We start from the raw sequence: 1741 nt of genomic DNA, 5'->3' as shown, positions 1-1741 counted from the left end.
GGGTATCGCTACCTGAATACATAGGGTAGCGAGGCGAACCGGGAGAACTGAAACATCTAAGTACCCCGAGGAAAAGAAATCAACCGAGATTTCGTTAGTAGCGGCGAGCGAACGCGAATTAGCCCTTAAGTGGTTTGTAAGTTAGTGGAATCTACTGGAAAGTAGAGCGATACAGGGTGATAGCCCCGTACACGAAAATAAACTTACCATGAAATCGAGTAGGTCGGCACACGTGAAACGTTGACTGAACATGGGGGGACCATCCTCCAAGGCTAAATACTCCTAACTGACCGATAGTGAACCAGTACCGTGAGGGAAAGGCGAAAAGAACCCCTGTGAGGGGAGTGAAATAGAACCTGAAACCGCATACGTACAAGCAGTGAGAGCCTACTTGTTAGGTGATTGCGTACCTTTTGTATAATGGGTCAGCGACTTATATTTTGTAGCAAGGTTAACCGAATAGGGGAGCCGTAGCGAAAGCGAGTGTTAACTGCGCGTTTAGTTGCAAGGTATAGACCCGAAACCCGGCGATCTACCCATGGGCAGGTTGAAGGTTGAGTAACATCAACTGGAGGACCGAACACACGTATGTTGAAAAATGCGGTGATGACTTGTGGGTCGGAGTGAAAGGCTAATCAAGCCGGGAGATAGCTGGTTCTCCCCGAAATCTATTTAGGTAGAGCCTCGCACGAACACCATTGGGGGTAGAGCACTGTTAAGGCTAGGGGGTCATCCCGACTTACCAACCCTTTGCAAACTCCGAATACCAATGAGTGATATGCGGGAGACACACTACGGGTGCTAACGTCCGTTGTGAAGAGGGAAACAACCCAGACCGCCAGCTAAGGTCCCAAAGTACTAGTTAAGTGGGAAACGATGTGGAAAGGCATAGACAGCTAGGAGGTTGGCTTAGAAGCAGCCATCCTTTAAAGAAAGCGTAATAGCTCACTAGTCGAGTCGGTCTGCGCGGAAGATGTAACGGGGCTAAACTAGTCACCGAAGCTGCGGATTTGAACTTAGGTTCAAGTGGTAGGGGAGCGTTCTGTAAGCCGTTGAAGGTGTGTTGTAAAGCATGCTGGAGGTATCAGAAGTGCGAATGCTGACATGAGTAACGATAAGGGGAGTGAAAAACTCCCCCGCCGAAAGACCAAGGTTTCCTGTCCCATGTTAATCAGGGCAGGGTAAGTCGGCCCCTAAGGCGAGGCGGAAACGCGTAGTCGATGGGAAACAGATTAATATTTCTGTACTTCTATATATTGCGAAGGAGGGACGGAGTAGGCTAGGTGAGCACGGCGTTGGTAGTCCGTGTGAAAGATTGTAGGTGGGTGACTTAGGTAAATCCGGGTTGCTGTTAACACTGAGAGTCGAGACGAGTCTCTACGGAGATGAAGTCATTGATGCCATGCTTCCAGGAAAAGCTTCTAAGCTTCAGATATATAGGAACCGTACCCCAAACCGACACAGGTGGTTAGGTAGAGAATACTAAGGCGCTTGAGAGAACTCGGGTGAAGGAACTAGGCAAAATAGTACCGTAACTTCGGGAGAAGGTACGCTCTCTGGTGTGAATCCCTTGCGGAGTAAGCACAGGAGAGTCGAAGTAACCAGGTGGCTGGAACTGTTTATTAAAAACACAGCACTGTGCAAAATCGAAAGATGACGTATACGGTGTGACGCCTGCCCGGTGCCGGAAGGTTAATTGATTGGGTTAGCTCTGCGAAGCTCATGATCGAAGCCCCGGTAA

The 1741-nt window shown here is 49.2% G+C and carries 1 rRNA gene; it reads left to right on the top strand.

Annotated elements, in window-relative coordinates:
• Positions 1-1741, top strand: a 23S ribosomal RNA gene (locus B0X80_RS20175); the annotation flags it as partial.

Source organism: Pseudocolwellia agarivorans (assembly GCF_002000085.1).
GTDB lineage: Bacteria > Pseudomonadota > Gammaproteobacteria > Enterobacterales > Alteromonadaceae > Pseudocolwellia > Pseudocolwellia agarivorans.
The sequence above is the reverse complement of the archived record's forward strand: the minus strand, read 5'-3'. Positions and strand labels throughout refer to the sequence as shown.